The organism is Pseudomonas sp. GW823-FHT06B06, from assembly GCF_058795195.1.
This window is the reverse complement of the sequence record NZ_JBXAHO010000011.1, coordinates 55,635-69,152: the sequence shown is the minus strand read 5'-3', so window position 1 is coordinate 69,152 and position 13,518 is coordinate 55,635. Positions and strand designations below refer to the sequence as shown.

The following is a 13,518-nucleotide window of genomic DNA, read 5'->3' as shown; positions in this document are numbered from 1 at the left end:
CGAAACTAGCATCGGTTCTCATCGACAAAACAGCGGAAATGTTGGAAATCGAGCGTTCTTTTATGAACATGTCGCTCAGACGTAAATGAAGGGCGGTGTAGGAAGCGTTACCGTTTCGACGTAGATGTGCCTGATCTGAACGCAATAGGGCAGCTTTTTGGGAAAGGTCCTGCGCTTTTACCGGAAGCCATGACCTTCAGCCCAAAGCCTTCGATCTTTACCCTTTGTCTGGCAGCCAGGTTTGGCGATGCAGGGTAAGAAGGGGGATGCGTTATGCGGTGGGTTATGTGTTTGGTGCTGTTGGTTTTGTCTGTTGAAAGTAGGGGAGGTGACGTGTTCCTGATACCGGAGCACAACCCCAAGCCGATTTATCCGCCAGCGCTGCAACGGGCCGGAATCATCGGTGATGTCAGGGTCAGGTTTACGGTCCATGCCGATGGCTCGGTCAGCAAGGTAAGTATTTTGCAAAGCGATCATCATGATTTGGCCGAGGCGTGCAGGGTGGCGATAGGGCAGTGGCGGTTCAAGCCATGGACGGTTGAGGATGGGAAGCCTGCGGAACAGGAAGTGATTGCGCCGATGGTCTTTGGATTCAATTCAGCGTTACCCCTTCATCTCAATGAATGGCTTAAGAAACTGAAATGTCGCGATCTAAATGCAGTCACGGCCAACACGCCGGAACACGCCTGGGCTGATACCACTGCGTTCCACTACACCCGTGCATATTTATCGAATGCCTTTTCTGCGACGACATTACCCAATGAGCGGCGCCTGGCGCTGATAGCCAGGATGAACAGGAAAGTACCGATCATTGTCAGGGAGTGCCTTAACAACCCGGTGTCCAGGTATGTGAGGTTTTTGCCGGAGGATATTCGCAAGTTGCTTTAGTTTGGGGCGGCCTGGACACCATTGACGGGAGTCCAGACCGTGTGGCGGGCTCAGCGAACCTGCACAACCACCTTGCCAACGGCCTTGCGCTGGCCCAGGTCATTGATGGCCTGCGCGGCATTGCTTAGCGGGTACACCTGCGACACCAGCGGCTTCAACTTGCCTTCGGCAAACCAGCCAAACAATTGCTGGAAGTTGGCGGCGTTATCCTGCGGCTGACGCTGGGCGAACGAGCCCCAGAACACGCCGAGTACAGCCGCGCCCTTTAGCAGCGCGAGGTTTACTGGCAGTTCGGGAATGCGTCCGCTGGCAAAGCCAACCACCAGCAGGCGGCCGTTCCAGGCGATGGCGCGGATGGCCTGGTCGAACAGGTCGCCGCCCACCGGGTCGTAGATCACGTCGGCACCCTGGCCATCGGTCAGGCGCTTGATTTCGTCCTTGAGGCTGGTTTCGCTGTAGTTGATCAGCTCGTCGGCACCTGCAGCCTTGGCCACGGCAAGTTTTTCCGCGCTGCTGGCCGCGGCGATCACCCGGGCGCCCATGGCCTTTCCGATTTCCACAGCCGCCAGGCCGACACCGCCGGAGGCGCCCAGTACCAGCAGGGTTTCGCCGGGATGCAGGTTGGCGCGCTGCTTGAGGGCGTGCATCGAAGTGCCATAGGTCATGCTGAAGGCGGCGGCGGTGTTGAAGTCCATGGAAGGCGGAATCGGCAACACGTTGTAACCCGGCACCGCGACCTGTTCGGCGAAGCTGCCCCAGCCGGTAAGGGCCATGACCCGGTCACCGACTTTCAGGTGGCTGACTTTTTCGCCCACGGCGCTGACTACGCCGGCGGCTTCACCGCCGGGGGAAAAAGGGAAGGGCGGCTTGAATTGGTACTTGCCCTCGATGATCAGCGTGTCGGGAAAGTTCACCCCGGCGGCGTGCACCTCCAGCAGGATTTCGTTCTTCTTCGCGACAGGACTGGCGACGTCTTCCAGCACCAGCGATTCGGCAGGGCCGAAGGCTTTGCACAGCACGGCTTTCATCAGGGCTATTCCTTTGGGAGTGTTGGCCGATAAGTGTAGGTGTGTGAGTCGACGGGTCAACGAGCATGCCCGTCCCTGATAACCAGCCATAAGCTTGTGCTGGCGTAGCGGCTGGTTATGCTAGGCCGCAAACCGGATAAGGAGCGAATTGTGAAAGCGTGGATCATGTTGTTGCTGGGCGTTTCCTTGCCTATGGCAGCGGTGGCCGAAGAGGCCAAGGAAGAGGTGGCGCCGAAGGTCAATTACGTCACCTTGAGCCCGCCGTTCGTGGGCAACTACGGGCTCGATGGCACGCCGAAGCTCAAGGTCTACAAGGCTGATGTGGCATTGCGTGTGACGGGTGACGAGGCCGCCAAAGCGGTGAAGGCCAACGAACCGTTGATTCGTAATCAACTGGTGGCGCTGTTTGCCCAGCAGTCCACCGAGACGATGAACAATGTCGAGGCTAAGGAAAAGCTGCGTCAGGAAGCCCTTAAGCAAACCCAGCAGATCATGAATGATGAAACCGGCAAGCCGGTGGTTGAGGACCTGTTGTTCAACAACCTGATCATTCAATAAGCTTTTTGCTGTGCGGACGGGCACTCGTTGCGAGAGTGCCTCTCTACTCGTTCCTCAGGACGCCAGGCTCTTGCGAAACCGCATCAGTGCAATGGTAAAAAACAGCAGGCCGATGGCACTTAATGCGAGCAAGTCTGGCCAGACGACACCGATGCCGGCGTCGCGAAACAGTATCGCGGCGCTGAGGCTGACGAAGTGCGTCGATGGCGAGCCCTGCATCACCCATTGCAGCCATTGCGGCATGCTGTCCAGGGGCGTACTGCCCCCGGAAAGCAGCAACATCGGGATAATCACCGGAATCGCCAACAAGCCGAACTGCGGTGTCGAGCGGGCGAGGGTCGCGAGGAAGATTCCAAGCGCCGTGCTGGCGAACAGATAAACCGCCGTTACCAGCAGGAAAAAGCTCATGGAACCGGCCAGCGGCACGCCAAGGGCGCCTTTGACAATCACCTCCAGCGAAACCCAGGTGCATAGCACCACCACCAGCATATTGCTCCAGACTTTCGCCAGCATGATTTCCAGTGCCGTCAGTGGCAGTACCAGCAGATGGTCGAGGGTGCCATGCTCGCGTTCACGCAGCAGCGCTGTGCCCGTCAGGATGATGGCCAGAATCGTGATGTTGTTGACGATCTGAATCACCGCCAGGAACCAACCACCCTCCAGATTGGTATTGAACAGCGCTCGTGTTGTCAGCAGCACGGGTGTCTGGCTGGCCGCGTCGCCCTGACCACTGTAGCTCAGCAGCTCGCGCTGGAAAATCCGCCCGATATAGCCTGCGCCCATGAACGCCTGGCTCATGGCGGTGGCGTCAACGTTGACCTGCACCGCTGGCTGGTGGCCGCCCAGCAGATCGGCCTGAAAATTGGCTGGAACATTGATCACGAAGGTGTACCGCCCGCTGTCCAGCACTTCGTCCAGTTGACCATAAGGCAGCGGCACCGGCGGTTGGAATTCCGGCGGCCGCAGAACCTGAGCCAGTTGGCGCGACATGGGGCTGTGATCTTCATCGACCATGGCCACGCTGGCGTTGTGTACACCGATCACTGAGCCCGCGGCCGGCATGTAGATCGCCACTGTAAAGGCGTAGAACAGGAACAGCAGCAACACACTGTCATGTCGCAGGCTGGTGAGCTCCTTGAGGCCAAGACGCAGGATGTGCCCAAGCTTGTGCATCAGACCTCCTGCTTTTTCAGCATGGCCAGGCTGAGCCCGGTGAACCCGAGAAAGAACCCGAACAGTGCCAGGCATTGTGGCCACAACTGCCGGATATCCAGGGCCTTGGTAAAGGTGCCGACAGCGATATCGAGAAAATAGCCTGCCGGAAACAGCATCCCCATGACCGCGGCCGCACCATCGAGCGACGATCGCGGCACGATCAAACCGGAGAACTGGATGGTCGGCAGACTGGTGATGATCATAGTGCCGAGAATCGCGGCGATCTGGGTTCGGGTGAACGCCGAAATCAACAGGCCCATGCTGGTGGTCGCCAGCACGTAGAGCAATCCGCCGAAGGCCAGGGTCAATGCGCTGCCCTTGAAAGGGACGCCGAACAGCCAGCGGTTCATGGCTGCCAGCACGGCGAGATTGATCAGACTGACGGCCAGATACGGCACCTGTTTACCTAGCAGGAACTCCAGGCGGGTCAGCGGTGTGGCGTAGAAGTTGGTGATCGAGCCCAGTTCCTTCTCCCGCACAATGCCCAGAGCAGTCAGCATGGCCGGGATGAACGCCAGGATCAGCGCCATTACTCCAGGGCCGATGGCGTTGACGCTGACGACATCCTGGTTGTAGCGGAAACGGGTTTCCAGTTTGGCTGGTGCTTGCCGGGGTGGTGCGGGACTGGACTGATCCGCCAGTTGCTCCAGGTTGGCCTGGTGTACCGCTTCCACATAGTTGCGGCTGGTTTCAGCGCGAAACGGCATCCCGCCGTCGAGCCACGCCGCTACCGCAGGTTGGCGACCGGCGAACAGATCCCGACCGAATCCGGGGGGAATCTCCAGCGCCAGTTTGATTTCCGAGCGCTGCAGTCGTCGATGCAACTGCGTTGGATCGCTTATCGGGGGTTGCTCGTCGAAGTAACGGGAGCCGCGGAAGGCCTCCAGATAAGCCCGGCTTTGTGGGGTCTGGTCCTGGTCGTAGACCGCGAAGGCGAGTTTCTCCACGTCCAGGGAAATGCCATAGCCGAAAATCACCATCATGAGCATCGCCCCGAGCAGTGCGAAGGCCAGGCGCACTCTATCGCGCAGCAGTTCCTTGCCTTCACGACTCGCCAGCGCCCTCAGCCGCCCAAAGCTGAAGCGACGATCGTTCATCGATGTGGTGGGTGCGAGCGTTGTGTCGATGGGTGTTGATGGCGCCGTTGTTGCGACCGGGCCCTGGGCCTGTTCCAGGCAGGTGACGAACGCGGCCTCGAGCGTCTGGCCGTTGAACTGCTGTTGCAGTGCTGCCGGGGTGTCGCAGGCCAATACCTTGCCTGCGTGCATCAATGAGATGCGGTCGCAGCGCTGGGCTTCGTTCATGAAGTGGGTGGACAGGAATATCGTCACCTCCTGTTCACGGGACAGTTCGGTCAGCAGTCGCCAGAAATCGTCCCGCGCCGCCGGGTCAACGCCGGAGGTGGGTTCGTCGAGGATCAGCACTTCCGGGCGATGCAGTACCGCCACCGCCAGGGATAATCGTTGGCGCAGACCCAGCGGCAATGCACCGGACGACTGATGGGCGACGCTGGCCAGGCTGAAGCGCTGGATCAGTTCGTCGATGCGCTGAGTGCTGTCGGCCTGGGGCAAATCGAACAGTCGCGCATGCAGGTCCAGATTCTGTCGCACGCTGAGCTCGCCATAGAGCGAGAAGCTCTGAGACATGAAGCCGACGCGCTTGCGGGTGGCCAGGTCCTTGGCGTTTACTGGGTTGCCCAGCAACGTGGCACTGCCTTCACTGGCCGGGATCAGCCCGGTGAGCACTTTCATGGTGGTGGTTTTTCCGCAACCGTTGGATCCCAGAAACCCGAAGATCTCGCCGCGACCGATGGCGAAGCTGACTTTGTCCACAGCGGTGAAATCGCCGAAGCGTAGGGTCAGGTCATGGGCTTCGATGGCGATGTCAGCCTTGGCGTTGGTCCGGGGAGGGATCACTAGCGGCCGGTTGTCGTGGCCGGTGTCGCCCTGAAAGTGGGTGAAGGCTACATCGAGTTTGCCGCTGGGGGTTACCGCCCGCAGGTCGCGGCTCAAACCGCCGGCGATCAGCTTGCCGTCATCGAGCATCAGGCAGTGTTCGAACTGCTCGGCCTCTTCCATGTACGCGGTGGCGACCAGCAGCGTCAGTTGCGGGCGTTGGCGCCGAACGTCATCAATCAACTCCCAGAAATGCCGTCGGGACAAAGGATCGACGCCAGTGGTCGGCTCATCGAGGATCAACAAATCCGGCTCATGGATCAGCGCACAACAGAGGCCGAGCTTCTGTTTCATTCCGCCCGACAGCTTGCCGGCCGGGCGCTCGGCAAATCGCAGCAGATCGGTGGCCAGCAGCAGGCTGTGCATGCGCTGATCGCTTTCGGCCCCGGACAGCCCGAACAGTGTGGCGAAAAAGTGAATGTTCTCGCGGATCGACAGATCAGGGTACAGGTTGCCGCCCAGGCCTTGAGGCATGAACGCTATGCGCGAGTAGAGGCTGTTGCGGTGGCGCCGGTCCTGGATCGAGCCACCGAGCACTTCCAGTTGTCCCTCCTGTAGTGTCTTCACGCCGGCGATCAATCCCAGCAGGCTGGATTTGCCGGCGCCATCCGGGCCAATCAACCCACACCGGGTACCGGTGGGCAGACTGAGCGTGATGTCGGTCAGTGCACGCCGCTCGCCATAGCGGTGCTGAAGGCGAGTGGCATGCAGTGCCAGGCCGGTCATTGAAGATTGGCCGGCCAGTCAATGGGAGCGGTGCGCACGTAGCCGTTGCCGGGCATCCCCGGTTTGGCCTGGGGCACGGCGCTGGGGCGGGTCAGGCGTAGCTTGACCCGAAACACCAGCTTCTGACGTTCGTCGCGGGTCTCGACTTCTTTGGGTGTGAACTGCGATTTGGCCGCCACGAAGCTGATTTTTGCCGGCAACGGCTGGTCGGGCAGGGCGTCCAGCAGGATCCGCGCTTCATCGCCGACCGCCAGGCGTCCGGCGACGGATGCTGCAAGATAGAGGTTCATATATTGGTCGTGCGGGTCAATCAGCAGCAATACTCGCCCACCCGCGCCGAGCACTTCTCCAGGTTCGGCCATGCGAAGCTGAATGATCCCGTCGATAGGAGCCCGCAAGCTACTGTCGTCGATTTCGCTGTTTAACTGAGCCACTTGCGCTTGTGCAGCGCCAATGGCGGCGCTGACGGCGGACACCTGCGCGCGGGCCGCGGTAACAGCCGCGTTGGCGGTATCGAAGCGTGACTGCTGTTGGTCGATGATCTGGCCGCTGGCGAAACCGCGATTGAACAACGCCTGAGAGCGTTTGAGTTCTTGCTGGGCGAGCAGTTGCTCGCTCTGGCGCAGTTTCACATTGGCCTGGGCCGCGGAAAGATTCTCCTGAGCGCGTATCACTTCGGCTTCAGCCTGGTTGCGCTGGGCTTCGAGGGTCCGGGTGTCCATGCGGGCCAACATTTGACCCTGGGTTACCTTGTCGCCTTCGTCCACCAGCACTTCAGCCAATCGACCGGGTGTTTTACTGGCGATCTGGACTTCAGTGGCTTCAAGTCGACCATTGCCGACATGCAACCCTTCGGGCAGCCGGTTAACGGTCGACCGCCAATAACCAATCACTCCGGCGGCCAGCAGCACAGCCCCCAGTAAAAATACGAAGAAAAGCGAAGAACGGCTGTGCGTCGACATGTCGGCATCCTGCGTCTATTGCGTCCCAGTCTGGCAGGAACGCGCTTGAGCACCTTGATGATAGTCAACTGAGGGTCAAGCCTGACTGGTTGGCAAGGTCAGCCAGAGTGACAGGCGGCCGTGCATTGATCAGCGCAGACCAAGCACCGCTGCCCATTGCTCGGCGGTCACGGGCATCACCGACAGTCGCGAGCCTTTCTGTACCAGTGGCATTTCGGCCAGCGCCGATTGCTGTTTCAGGAAATCCAGCTTCAACACTTTGGAAAACGTTTCGCCGTGAGCGACATCGATAGCGCTCCAGGCGTTTTTCTCGGCAGTGGCCTTCGGATCGTAGTAATGACTCTCGGGCTCCAGTGCGGTTGGGTCCGGATAGGCGGCTTTGACGATCTTTCCAATCCCGGCAATCCCCGGCTCAGGGCAGCTCGAATGGTAGAAAAAGAACTCGTCCCCCACCGCCATTGCGCGCAAAAAATTACGCGCCTGATAGTTGCGAACCCCGTCCCAGCGCGCTCTGCCAAGCTGCTCCAGGCCTTTGATCGAGAGTTCGTCGGGCTCGGATTTCATCAGCCAATAGGCCATGGTTTGGATCCTTGCGAAGTGGGTGGAAAGGTCGTCGGGCAATTTTATGACAAACCGACGGTCGGTTGACGCCAGCATTTGCGTGCGGGTTCACGTTGTCGCAAAATGCCGGCCTTTCAAGCTTGACGCTGCTGCACGGCCTACAAATGGAAACCGCTGCTGACATCGTGTTGATATGCCTTTGGGGGGCAATCGATGAAACGCAAACCGGATTTACTTTGGATTTTGGTTATTTTGTTCGGCCTTGGCGTCGTAACCACTGGCTATGCCCAAAGCCTGTGGAACAACAAGACCGATGCACCCATCGAGGTCTCGGCGCTGCAGCAACAGTCGACAGCCTTCAAGCGCTGATCCTTGCTTTTTGACGCCTGAGCGCGGTGGCGTCTAGCCTGCGTAATACCAGGCCTTGTCCGTCACCGTTCCTTGCAACGGCACATCCCAGCTCGCTTGAGCCAGTCGCTCGACCTTCTGGCATTCATGGGCCAGCCCTAGCAATGTCGGTTTACGCCAGTCATTGCGGCGCGCCAGGTAGGCGAGGCTTCGATCATAGAAGCCGCCGCCCATGCCCAGGCGTCCGCCAACATCGTCAAACCCCACCAATGGCAGCAGCACCAGGTCCAGCGCCCAGACTTTGCGTTGTCGTGCGAGGTTGTGCCTGGGTTCGAGGATACGGAAGCGATTGGGCTTGAGCTTTTCGCCGGGGCGGATGCGCTGGAACACCATTTTGGTTCGCGGCCAGGCACTGAGCACCGGCAGATAGGTGGCCTTGCCCCGACGTTGAGCCGCACGCAACAACAGGCGCGGATCGATTTCACCGTCGGTGGGCAGGTAAAGAGAGATGTGTTTGGCGCGGCGGAACAGCGGTTGCTGGGCCAATTGCTTGTACAGCCCGCGAGCCGCCTGGCGCTGCTGACTGGTTGTCAGTGCGCGGCGGGCCTTGCGCAGCATGCGTCGAAGTTGCGGTCGAGGGAGCAGCGCAGGTTCGGTCATGGATTTTGGCTTCGGCAATACGGTTACCTAAAGCGCCTCTGTAAAAAAGCAGAGCAGTAAAAACGCCGATGCCGGTATTAAAACCGGCATCGGACTGGAATCAGGCTCCCCGGATGTGCCGCTGTCGACTTAGCCCTTGAACCCGAAAGTTCAAGGTGGAAGACGCAGTAGGCTTTAAGGCTTTCCGTCTAGCGGACATGCACACCAGCCCAACGTGCGACCTCCAGGGTATAGCAAATCGGCTCAGGGACATCGCCAACTGGCAAGCACCCCAGGGAGTGATCAGAGTATACCGCAAGCGGTGACGCGAATCAGCCCTTGGTGACATCCGGATCAGTGGCGAGCACCAGATCGACGCGATCGAGCAGGTCGCGCACCTGTTCGCGGGTTGAACCGCTGGCCTGGATATCCGGTCGTTCTTCCTTGTGCAGCAAATCGTGCGTGATGTTCAGCGCGGCCATCACGGCGATGCGATCGGCGCCGATGACTTTGCCGCTGCTGCGGATTTCGCGCATCTTGCCGTCCAGGTAGCGAGCGGCGCTCACCAGGTTGCTGCGCTCTTCCTGGGGGCAGATGATCGAATATTCTTTGTCGAGGATCTGCACAGTGACGCTATTGCTTGAACTCATGAGTCTTGCTCCAGGGCCTTGAGGCGCGAAATCATCGATTCGACCTTACGCCGGGCGATTTCGTTTTTTTCAATGAGGTGCGCGCGTTCCTCGCGCCAGGTCTTTTCCTGAGCTAGTAAGAGTCCGTTTTGGCTCTTAAGTTGCTCGACTCGGGTAATCAACAGTTCGAGTCTGGCCATCAGCGCTTGCAGGTCGGTGTCTTCCATTGTGTCCACTGTTCGTCTGATGGGTGGTAACTGTAGGAGCGAGCATGCTCGCGATGAACCTGAGAACGCCGCGGGGTGTCAGGACCCCAGGGATATCGTTGACGACCATCGCGAGCGTGCTCGCTCCTACAGGGGTAGTCGATGTAGGATACAAGGCCTTCATTCTAGACATAGCGCCGTCTGGCGCCTAGCTGCCCATGACCATTCAGAATTCCCCGTACCAAGGCTTCGCCACCCTGCTGACCTCCAGCGGTCATAACGTCTCGCCTGCCGAACTGCACGGCCTGCTGCTCGGCCGCAGTTGCGCCGGCGCCGGTTTCGACGCCGAAGGCTGGCTGATCGACGCCGCCGAACTGCTCGAAAGCGAGCCGCAGGACAACGTTCGCAGCGCCCTGATCGGCCTGCAAGAGATGGTCAAGGGTGAGCTCACCGGCGACGACGTAACCGTGGTCCTGTTGCTGCCGACCGACGACGCTCCGCTGACCGAACGCGCCGTGGCTCTGGGCCAGTGGTGCCAAGGCTTCCTCAGTGGTTTCGGCTTGAATTGCCGCGACAGTAGCATGCTCAGCACTGAGGCAACTGAAGTGTTGCAGGATCTTGCAGCCATTTCCCAGGTGCAAGACGCGCTGGAAGAGTCCGAAGACGGCGAAACCGACTATATGGAAGTCATGGAGTACCTGCGCGTCGCGCCGCTGCTGCTGTTCTCGGAAACCAAGAAAGACGCAGCGGCTGCGGCCAAGCCGTCGCTGCACTGATCAATGCCAGGGAACGCCATCTGCCCATGATTCATATCCCGAAATCGGAATACAGCCGTCGCCGCAAGGCCCTGATGGCGCAGATGGAACCCAACAGCATCGCCATCCTGCCCGCCGCCGCGGTAGCCATCCGCAACCGCGACGTCGAGCACGTCTATCGCCAGGACAGCGACTTCCAGTACCTCAGCGGTTTTCCCGAGCCTCAGGCCGTGTTGGTCCTGATGCCAGGGCGCCTGCATGGTGAATACATCCTGTTCTGCCGTGAACGCAACGCCGAACGCGAGTTGTGGGACGGCCTGCGCGCCGGGCAAGAGGGCGCGATTCGCGACTTCGGTGCCGACGACGCCTTCCCGATCACCGACATCGACGACATCCTGCCCGGCCTTATCGAAGGCCGTGACCGCGTCTACTCGGCCATGGGCAGCAACCCGGAATTCGACCGGCACCTGATGGAATGGATCAACGTGATCCGCTCCAAGGCCAACCTCGGCGCCCAGCCGCCGAACGAATACGTTGCCCTGGATCATCTGCTGCACGACATGCGCCTGTATAAATCGGCGGCAGAAGTGAAGGTGATGCGCGAAGCCGCACGGATTTCCGCCCAGGCGCATGTGCGTGCGATGCAGGCCAGCCGTGTCGGGTTGCACGAGTTCAGCCTGGAAGCCGAACTCGATTACGAGTTCCGCAAAGGCGGGGCGAAGATGCCGGCCTACGGCTCGATCGTCGCGGCGGGGCGCAACAGCTGCATCCTGCATTACCAGCAGAATGACGCGCTGCTCAAGGACGGTGACCTGGTGCTGATTGATGCCGGTTGCGAGATCGACTGCTACGCCAGCGACATCACGCGTACCTGGCCGGTCAACGGCAAATTCAGCGCAGAACAGAAGGCAATCTACGAATTGGTGCTGGCCGCCCAGGAAGCCGCGTTTGCCGAGATTGCCCCGAACAAGCACTGGAACCAGGCCCACGAAGCCACGGTGCGGGTGATTACCTCGGGCCTGGTCGAGCTGGGACTGATGCAGGGTAACGTCGACGAACTGATCGCCAGCGAAGCCTACAAGGCGTTCTACATGCACCGCGCCGGTCATTGGCTGGGCATGGATGTGCATGACGTCGGCGAGTACAAGGTCGGTGGCGAATGGCGCGTGCTGGAAGTGGGCATGGCGCTGACCGTGGAGCCGGGGATCTACATTGCTCCGGACAACCAGAGCGTGGCGAAGAAATGGCGCGGCATTGGCGTGCGCATCGAGGACGATGTCGTGGTCACCAAGGCCGGCTGTGAAATCCTGACGAAAGGCGTACCGAAAACCGTCGCCGAGATCGAGGCCCTGATGGCGCAAGCACGGACACAAGCGGCATGAATCGAGTCAACCTGGCGATTATCGGTGGCGGCCTGGTCGGCGCCAGTCTGGCGTTAGCCTTGCAGGCCGGGGCAAAGGCCCGTGGCTGGAAGATCGTGCTGATCGAACCGTTTGCCCCCGGGGACAGCTATCAACCCAGTTACGATGCGCGTTCCACGGCGTTGTCCTTCGGTGCGCGGCAGATTTATCAGCGCCTGGGCGCCTGGCAGGAAATCTCCCGCCGCGCAGAGCCGATCAAGCAGATTCACGTCTCTGACCGTGGGCGTTTTTCCACGGCGCGACTGTCGGCGATGGAAGAGGGCGTTCCGGCGCTGGGGTATGTGGTGGAAAACGCCTGGCTTGGCCATTGCCTGTGGCAAGGCCTGGACCAGGGCGTGATCAGTTGGCGTTGTCCGGCGGAAGTCACGCGCATGGAGCCGCTCACTGATGGCTACCGCCTGACCCTGAATGACGAAACCACGCTCGATTGCGACCTTGCGGTGCTCGCCGATGGCGGCCGTTCAGGCTTGCGCGAGCAACTGGGCATCGGCATCAAGAAACGCCCATACAACCAGAGCGCGCTGATCGCCAACATCACCCCGAGCGAAGCCCATGACGGCATGGCGTTCGAACGTTTCACCGACGACGGCCCAATGGCGTTCCTGCCGTTGCCGGACAATCGTTGCGCGCTGGTCTGGACCCGCCAGGGCATGGATGCACAGCGCCTGGCCGCCCTTGATGAGCGCAGTTTCCTGAGCGAGCTGCAGGGGGTGTTCGGTTATCGCCTTGGCACGTTGAAGCAAGTCGGTGTGCGGCACTTGTATCCGCTGGCGCTGGTGGAGGCCGAAGAGCAGGTGCGCTCGCACCTGGTGGTTCTCGGCAATGCTGCCCACAGCCTGCATCCGATTGCCGGCCAGGGGTTCAACCTGTCCCTGCGCGATGCCCAGGCGCTGGCCGATGCGCTGCTCGCCAGCGAACGCCTGCCGGGCGACTTCGCCACCTTGCAGGATTACCGCGAGCGCCAGCGATTGGACCAGAGCCTCACCGTGGGCTTCTCCGACCAGGTCACGCGCCTGTTCGGCAGTACTCAGCCGCTGGTCTCATTGGGCCGCAATCTGGGCCTGCTCGGTCTTGATCTGCTGCCGCCGGCCAAGCGCTGGTTCGCCCGGCAAGCCATGGGCCTGGGTACTCGCCCTGATGTTTAAGTGGCTGACGCGCAGGTTTGGCAAGGCCCGCTTGATGTGCCGGTTCATGAACCTCTATCCGCCGTACCTTGGTGCCGGGGTTCGGGTGCGGTACATCAGCGATGACTTTCGTGATGTCCAGGTGTCCATGGGCTTGAGTTGGTACAACCGCAACTACGTCGGCACGCAGTTTGGCGGCAGCCTGTATTCAATGGTCGATCCGTTCTTCATGCTGATGCTGATGGAAAACCTTGGTCGCGAGTACATCATCTGGGACAAGTCCGCCGACATCGATTTCATTGCGCCGGGCAAAGGCCCGGTATTCGCCCGTTTCAACATCGATGACACCTTGCTCGACGAGATCCGCCGGCAGACGGCGGAGGGCAAGAAGTACCTGCCGCAATTGCAGGTCGATATCCATGACGGCGCCGGCCACCTGGTGGCGCGTGTCGGAAAAACCCTTTACGTGCGGCTCAAGCCGCAAGCGAGACAGGCTTAAAGCA

General features: G+C 60.3%; 15 protein-coding genes and 1 other RNA gene. 7 read left to right on the top strand and 9 right to left on the bottom strand.

The features are described from left to right. The first annotated feature begins 273 nt into the window (after window positions 1–273). Complete coding sequence (locus AC1Q8Q_RS12455; RefSeq protein WP_168759104.1) at window positions 274–888, top strand: energy transducer TonB; 615 nt, start codon at window positions 274–276, stop codon at window positions 886–888. Window positions 889–938: 50 nt separating this feature from the next. Here the strand turns inward: AC1Q8Q_RS12455 and AC1Q8Q_RS12450 are convergent, their stop codons facing one another. Further along, window positions 939–1,916: an NADPH:quinone oxidoreductase family protein gene (locus AC1Q8Q_RS12450; RefSeq protein ID WP_168759103.1), complete on the bottom strand. Its 978-nt coding sequence runs from the start codon at window positions 1,914–1,916 to the stop codon at window positions 939–941. 150 nt (window positions 1,917–2,066) lie between these two features. On the opposite strand from AC1Q8Q_RS12450, the gene AC1Q8Q_RS12445 reads away from it, so the two are divergent. Then, window positions 2,067–2,474 carry a flagellar basal body-associated protein FliL gene (locus tag AC1Q8Q_RS12445; protein WP_492615078.1) on the top strand — a complete coding sequence of 136 codons (408 nt, stop codon included), beginning with the start codon at window positions 2,067–2,069 and terminating at the stop codon, window positions 2,472–2,474. A 54-nt stretch (window positions 2,475–2,528) separates the two neighbouring features. On the opposite strand, the gene AC1Q8Q_RS12440 is transcribed toward AC1Q8Q_RS12445, so the two are convergent. The 4 genes from AC1Q8Q_RS12440 to AC1Q8Q_RS12425 form a co-directional block, all read right to left on the bottom strand. Then, window positions 2,529–3,647 carry an ABC transporter permease gene (locus AC1Q8Q_RS12440; protein ID WP_033042145.1) on the bottom strand — a complete coding sequence of 373 codons (1,119 nt, stop codon included), beginning with the start codon at window positions 3,645–3,647 and terminating at the stop codon, window positions 2,529–2,531. Continuing rightward, complete coding sequence (rbbA, locus tag AC1Q8Q_RS12435) at window positions 3,647–6,370, bottom strand: ribosome-associated ATPase/putative transporter RbbA (protein ID WP_033042144.1); 2,724 nt, start codon at window positions 6,368–6,370, stop codon at window positions 3,647–3,649. Before rbbA ends, AC1Q8Q_RS12440 begins: the two co-directional genes overlap by 1 nt. After that, the gene (locus tag AC1Q8Q_RS12430; RefSeq protein WP_168759101.1) at window positions 6,367–7,332 is read right to left on the bottom strand and encodes an HlyD family secretion protein; all 966 of its coding nucleotides are present in this window, start codon (window positions 7,330–7,332) and stop codon (window positions 6,367–6,369) included. The genes rbbA and AC1Q8Q_RS12430 overlap by 4 nt, the downstream gene beginning before the upstream one ends. A gap of 129 nt (window positions 7,333–7,461) precedes the next feature. Beyond that, a complete protein-coding gene (locus tag AC1Q8Q_RS12425) occupies window positions 7,462–7,911 on the bottom strand; it encodes an EVE domain-containing protein (protein WP_033042140.1) in 450 nt (149 codons plus the stop codon). A 195-nt stretch (window positions 7,912–8,106) separates the two neighbouring features. Here AC1Q8Q_RS12425 and AC1Q8Q_RS12420 point away from each other — a divergent pair, with 195 nt between their 5' ends. After that, window positions 8,107–8,262: a hypothetical protein gene (locus tag AC1Q8Q_RS12420; RefSeq protein ID WP_020797268.1), complete on the top strand. Its 156-nt coding sequence runs from the start codon at window positions 8,107–8,109 to the stop codon at window positions 8,260–8,262. Window positions 8,263–8,295: 33 nt separating this feature from the next. Here AC1Q8Q_RS12420 and AC1Q8Q_RS12415 read toward each other — a convergent pair whose 3' ends face one another. From AC1Q8Q_RS12415 to AC1Q8Q_RS12400, 4 genes are all read right to left on the bottom strand, one after another. Continuing rightward, window positions 8,296–8,901 carry a 5-formyltetrahydrofolate cyclo-ligase gene (locus tag AC1Q8Q_RS12415; RefSeq protein ID WP_033042138.1) on the bottom strand — a complete coding sequence of 202 codons (606 nt, stop codon included), beginning with the start codon at window positions 8,899–8,901 and terminating at the stop codon, window positions 8,296–8,298. A 102-nt stretch (window positions 8,902–9,003) separates the two neighbouring features. Then, window positions 9,004–9,182: non-coding RNA, 6S RNA (ssrS, locus tag AC1Q8Q_RS12410), on the bottom strand. A 30-nt stretch (window positions 9,183–9,212) separates the two neighbouring features. Then, window positions 9,213–9,530, bottom strand: coding sequence for a cell division protein ZapA (locus AC1Q8Q_RS12405; protein WP_008055229.1), 318 nt, complete (start codon window positions 9,528–9,530; stop codon window positions 9,213–9,215). After that, entirely contained in the window at window positions 9,527–9,736 is a 210-nt protein-coding gene (locus AC1Q8Q_RS12400; RefSeq protein ID WP_007982902.1) for a TIGR02449 family protein, read from the bottom strand. The genes AC1Q8Q_RS12405 and AC1Q8Q_RS12400 overlap by 4 nt, the downstream gene beginning before the upstream one ends. 197 nt (window positions 9,737–9,933) lie before the next feature. On the opposite strand from AC1Q8Q_RS12400, the gene AC1Q8Q_RS12395 reads away from it, so the two are divergent. From AC1Q8Q_RS12395 to AC1Q8Q_RS12380, 4 genes are read left to right on the top strand one after another with little or no spacing between them, the layout of a single operon-like run. Next, window positions 9,934–10,491, top strand: coding sequence for a YecA/YgfB family protein (locus AC1Q8Q_RS12395; protein ID WP_020797270.1), 558 nt, complete (start codon window positions 9,934–9,936; stop codon window positions 10,489–10,491). Window positions 10,492–10,517: 26 nt separating this feature from the next. Next, on the top strand, window positions 10,518–11,852 hold the full coding sequence (gene pepP / locus AC1Q8Q_RS12390) for a Xaa-Pro aminopeptidase (protein ID WP_020797271.1): 1,335 nt from the start codon (window positions 10,518–10,520) through the stop codon (window positions 11,850–11,852). Further along, window positions 11,849–13,036 carry a 2-octaprenyl-6-methoxyphenyl hydroxylase gene (gene ubiH / locus AC1Q8Q_RS12385; RefSeq protein WP_492615077.1) on the top strand — a complete coding sequence of 396 codons (1,188 nt, stop codon included), beginning with the start codon at window positions 11,849–11,851 and terminating at the stop codon, window positions 13,034–13,036. The genes pepP and ubiH overlap by 4 nt, the downstream gene beginning before the upstream one ends. After that, on the top strand, window positions 13,029–13,514 hold the full coding sequence (locus AC1Q8Q_RS12380; protein ID WP_033042136.1) for a DUF4442 domain-containing protein: 486 nt from the start codon (window positions 13,029–13,031) through the stop codon (window positions 13,512–13,514). The genes ubiH and AC1Q8Q_RS12380 overlap by 8 nt, the downstream gene beginning before the upstream one ends. The last annotated feature ends 4 nt before the right edge of the window (window positions 13,515–13,518 follow it).

Bases quoted from the DNA above. Each gene is read 5' to 3' on its own strand.
- AC1Q8Q_RS12405 (WP_008055229.1), bottom strand. From the start codon at position 9,530: ATGAGTTCAAGCAATAGCGTCACTGTGCAGATCCTCGACAAAGAATAT.
- AC1Q8Q_RS12450 (WP_168759103.1), bottom strand. From the start codon at position 1,916: ATGAAAGCCGTGCTGTGCAAAGCCTTCGGCCCTGCCGAATCGCTGGTG.
- AC1Q8Q_RS12400 (WP_007982902.1), bottom strand. From the start codon at position 9,736: ATGGAAGACACCGACCTGCAAGCGCTGATGGCCAGACTCGAACTGTTG.
- AC1Q8Q_RS12395 (WP_020797270.1), top strand. From the start codon at position 9,934: ATGACCATTCAGAATTCCCCGTACCAAGGCTTCGCCACCCTGCTGACC.
- AC1Q8Q_RS12455 (WP_168759104.1), top strand. From the start codon at position 274: ATGCGGTGGGTTATGTGTTTGGTGCTGTTGGTTTTGTCTGTTGAAAGT.
- pepP (WP_020797271.1), top strand. From the start codon at position 10,518: ATGATTCATATCCCGAAATCGGAATACAGCCGTCGCCGCAAGGCCCTG.
- ubiH (WP_492615077.1), top strand. From the start codon at position 11,849: ATGAATCGAGTCAACCTGGCGATTATCGGTGGCGGCCTGGTCGGCGCC.
- AC1Q8Q_RS12440 (WP_033042145.1), bottom strand. From the start codon at position 3,647: ATGCACAAGCTTGGGCACATCCTGCGTCTTGGCCTCAAGGAGCTCACC.
- AC1Q8Q_RS12430 (WP_168759101.1), bottom strand. From the start codon at position 7,332: ATGTCGACGCACAGCCGTTCTTCGCTTTTCTTCGTATTTTTACTGGGG.
- AC1Q8Q_RS12425 (WP_033042140.1), bottom strand. From the start codon at position 7,911: ATGGCCTATTGGCTGATGAAATCCGAGCCCGACGAACTCTCGATCAAA.
- AC1Q8Q_RS12380 (WP_033042136.1), top strand. From the start codon at position 13,029: ATGTTTAAGTGGCTGACGCGCAGGTTTGGCAAGGCCCGCTTGATGTGC.
- AC1Q8Q_RS12420 (WP_020797268.1), top strand. From the start codon at position 8,107: ATGAAACGCAAACCGGATTTACTTTGGATTTTGGTTATTTTGTTCGGC.
- rbbA (WP_033042144.1), bottom strand. From the start codon at position 6,370: ATGACCGGCCTGGCACTGCATGCCACTCGCCTTCAGCACCGCTATGGC.
- AC1Q8Q_RS12415 (WP_033042138.1), bottom strand. From the start codon at position 8,901: ATGACCGAACCTGCGCTGCTCCCTCGACCGCAACTTCGACGCATGCTG.